Annotated in this window: 5 protein-coding genes; all 5 read left to right on the top strand. The window is 63.7% G+C overall.

Annotation, left to right across the window (positions count from 1 at the left end):
• Positions 1 to 13: 13 nt before the first annotated feature.
• Positions 14 to 472, top strand: a complete 459-nt coding sequence (gene mlaD, locus H0V34_03180; GenBank protein MBA2490739.1) for an outer membrane lipid asymmetry maintenance protein MlaD — start codon at positions 14 to 16, stop codon at positions 470 to 472.
• Positions 473 to 558: 86 nt separating this feature from the next.
• Entirely contained in the window at positions 559 to 1,221 is a 663-nt protein-coding gene (locus tag H0V34_03175; protein ID MBA2490738.1) for an ABC transporter substrate-binding protein, read from the top strand.
• A complete protein-coding gene (locus H0V34_03170) occupies positions 1,218 to 1,574 on the top strand; it encodes an STAS domain-containing protein (GenBank protein MBA2490737.1) in 357 nt (118 codons plus the stop codon). The genes H0V34_03175 and H0V34_03170 overlap by 4 nt, the downstream gene beginning before the upstream one ends.
• Before the next feature lie 29 nt (positions 1,575 to 1,603).
• On the top strand, positions 1,604 to 2,863 hold the full coding sequence (gene murA / locus H0V34_03165; GenBank protein MBA2490736.1) for a UDP-N-acetylglucosamine 1-carboxyvinyltransferase: 1,260 nt from the start codon (positions 1,604 to 1,606) through the stop codon (positions 2,861 to 2,863).
• Between the two features lie 100 nt (positions 2,864 to 2,963).
• A partial coding sequence (gene hisG, locus H0V34_03160; GenBank protein MBA2490735.1) for an ATP phosphoribosyltransferase occupies positions 2,964 to 3,223 on the top strand: 260 nt, incomplete at its 3' end.

The following is a 3,223-nucleotide window of genomic DNA, read 5'->3' as shown; positions in this document are numbered from 1 at the left end:
CCCGGGATATATGATGATGAAGCGTTCGCTAGAGATATTGGTTGGCGTGTTCGTGGCGGCGGGCTTCGCCGCCATGCTGACGTTAGCCATGCAGGTCAGCAATCTCAGCCGCCTGGACACCGGCAGCGGTTATCAGGTAACCGCATTTTTCGACAACATCGGCGGGCTGAAGGCGGGCGCACCCGTGACGGTGTCCGGCGTGGCGGTCGGGCGCGTCTCCGGCATACGTTATAATGCGGATCGCTATATGGCCGAGGTCACCATGGACATCGCCCCCCAACACGATTATCTGTCGGTCGATACCAGCGCCAGCATCTACACGGCGGGGCTGCTCGGCGAACAGTATCTGGCGCTGGAGCCGGGCGGCTCACTCGAAAATCTGAAAGATGGCGATGTCATCGAATTCACACAGTCGGCGCTGGTACTCGAAGAGATCATCGGCGACCTGATGGTGAGGATGACCACTAACTGAATGCAACCAATCGCGGATTCACGCATCTGATGTTGGCGCCCGGTCCGCCCGGTGCCGACGCTCGTTCACCCCACTCAGGTTTAACCATGATCAAATCAAGCACGGCCACGTATGCACCTCAACCGGCGATCGTTCTGCTGCTGGCCAGCCTGCTGGTGATGACGTTTTGCGCGGCAGTGTCCGCGGCCGCCAAAGAACCGCGCGAGATCGTCCAGGAAACGTCGGATCGCGTCCTGGATATCATTAATAACAAGGGGGAAGAGCTGGAGAATGACCCCGAAGCGCGCATGCGGCTGATCGACGAGATCATCCTGCCCGTCATCGACTTCGAGGTCTTCTCGCAGCTGGTGCTGGCCACGGACTGGCGCACCGCTACACCGGAGCAACGCACGCAGTTCATGGAAGCGTTCAAGAGTATGATGGCGCGCGCCTATACGAAATCGCTTTCCGACTATGCCGGGACGCGAGTCAGCGTGCTGCCGGCGCGCGGCGAGCAGCGCGAGGAATACCGTACTGTGAGCACCGAAATCCGCACGGTTCAGAGTCAGGCGCCGCTCAGAGTGGATTACAGCTTTCGATTGAACGAAGGCCGGTGGAAAGCCTATGACCTGACCATCGACGGCTTGAGCCTGGTCAAGAATTTCCGCAGCAGCTTCGGCAACGAGATCGACCGCCACGGCCTCGACGCGCTGATAAAGCGGCTCGAACACGGCGGCAAGGGACTGGCGCCGGAAGACGCCGCGCCGTGACCACCGCCTCTCTCGTCGCGCAAGGCAACGGACGCTTTGCCGTCGAAGGCGAACTCAGCTTCACCACGGCGCCGGAGCTTTGGGCGCGATCTAACGAAGCATTCGCGATCGCGGGGGATCGCGTGATCGCCATCGATCTTGGCAAGGCAGGGCGCGCGGACAGCGCAGGGCTGGCGCTGCTGGTGGCGTGGACGCGCTGGGCCCGTGAGCGATCGCGGTCGATACGCTTTGTCAACACGCCGTCACAGGTCGCTTCGCTCGCCAGCGCCAACGAGCTCGGCGAGTTGCTGGGGTTGCAAGGCGCTGCATCCGTCACGAGTCACGCGGGGGCAGACACGGCGCGATCCGGTTAGGGCTTAAGCGACGCCGGAGCGACGTTTACGTGGAAAGACTGCTGATCACCGGCGGCCGCCCCTTACGCGGCGAGATCCGCATCTCGGGCGCCAAAAACGCGGTGTTGCCGATCCTCGCCGCCACACTGCTCGCCGACGGCACCATGCGCATCGGCAACATACCGCATCTGCACGACGTGACCACCACAATGGAACTGCTGGGGCGCATGGGCGTGTCGCTGATGCTGGACGAGCGCATGCTTATCGAGGTCGACGCTTCCACTATCCACGCATTCGTAGCACCTTATGAACTCGTCAAGACCATGCGCGCCTCGATCCTGGTGCTCGGGCCGCTGCTGGCGCGCTATGGGCGCGCCCAGGTGTCGCTGCCTGGCGGCTGCGCGATCGGCTCGCGCCCGGTGAATCTGCATCTGCGTGGACTGACCGCGATGGGCGCCGAAATAGAGGTTGCAGGTGGATACATCAAGGCCCGCGCGTCACGGCTCAAGGGCGCGAAGCTGGTCATGGACGGCGTCACGGTGACCGGCACGGAAAACCTGATGATGGCCGCCACCCTCGCACGGGGTACAAGCGTCATCGAAAACGCGGCCCGCGAGCCGGAGGTGGTCGATCTCGCGAACTGCCTCAACACGATGGGCGCACAGGTCGGCGGCGCGGGCACCGACACGATCACCATCCAGGGCGTCGAGTCGCTACGCGGCTGCGAATACAACGTGCTGGCGGATCGCATCGAGACCGGCACCTTTCTGGTCGCGGCGGCCATCACCGGCGGGGCTGTGCGCCTGAAACAGACCTCGCCCGCCATTCTTGACACGGTCCTGCGCAAACTCGAGCAGGCCGGCGCCGAAATCAACACGGGCGCCGACTGGATCGAACTCGACATGCACGGCCAGCGGCCGCGCGCGCTGGACATCCACACCGCGCCCTATCCCGCGTTCCCGACCGACATGCAGGCGCAGTTCACCGCACTCAACGCGATCGCGCGGGGCGGCGGGCGCGTGACCGAGACCGTGTTCGAAAACCGCTTCATGCACGTGCAGGAAATGCAGCGCATGGGCGCGAACATTCGCGTGGAAGGCAATACCGCCATCACGCGCGGCGTCGCGCGCCTCACCGCCGCGCCGGTGATGGCGACCGACCTGCGCGCGTCGGCCAGCCTGATCCTCGCCGGCCTGGTCGCCCACGGCGAGACCGTGGTGGACCGTATCTACCACATCGACCGCGGCTACGAGTGCATCGAGGAGAAGCTCGCCGCGCTGGGGGCCAATATCCGGCGCGTGCCGGCGTGATTCACTTAGCGCAAAGGCGCGTAGGCGCAAAGAATTACCAGCATGAAGCACCTAAATAGCATTTCTTTGCGCTTTCTGCGTCTCCACGGTGGAGCTTCGCATGAGTGAGCCGCTAACCATTGCTCTGCCGAAAGGCAGAGTCAGCGAAGAATGTCTGCCGTTGCTGACGGCGGCGGGTATCGCGCCGGCCGAAGATCCGCGCACGAGTCGCAAGCTGATCCTGGCGACGAACGTTGCCGGGCTTAGATTGATCATCCTGCGCGCGGCGGATGTGCCGACTTACGTACAATACGGCGCCGCCGAGCTGGGTGTGACGGGCAAGGACGTGTTGATGGAGCACGGCGGCGACGGCATCTACGA

The organism is Gammaproteobacteria bacterium, assembly GCA_013696315.1.
Lineage (GTDB): Bacteria > Pseudomonadota > Gammaproteobacteria > JACCYU01 > JACCYU01 > JACCYU01.
The sequence above is the reverse complement of the archived record's forward strand: the minus strand, read 5'-3'. Positions and strand labels throughout refer to the sequence as shown.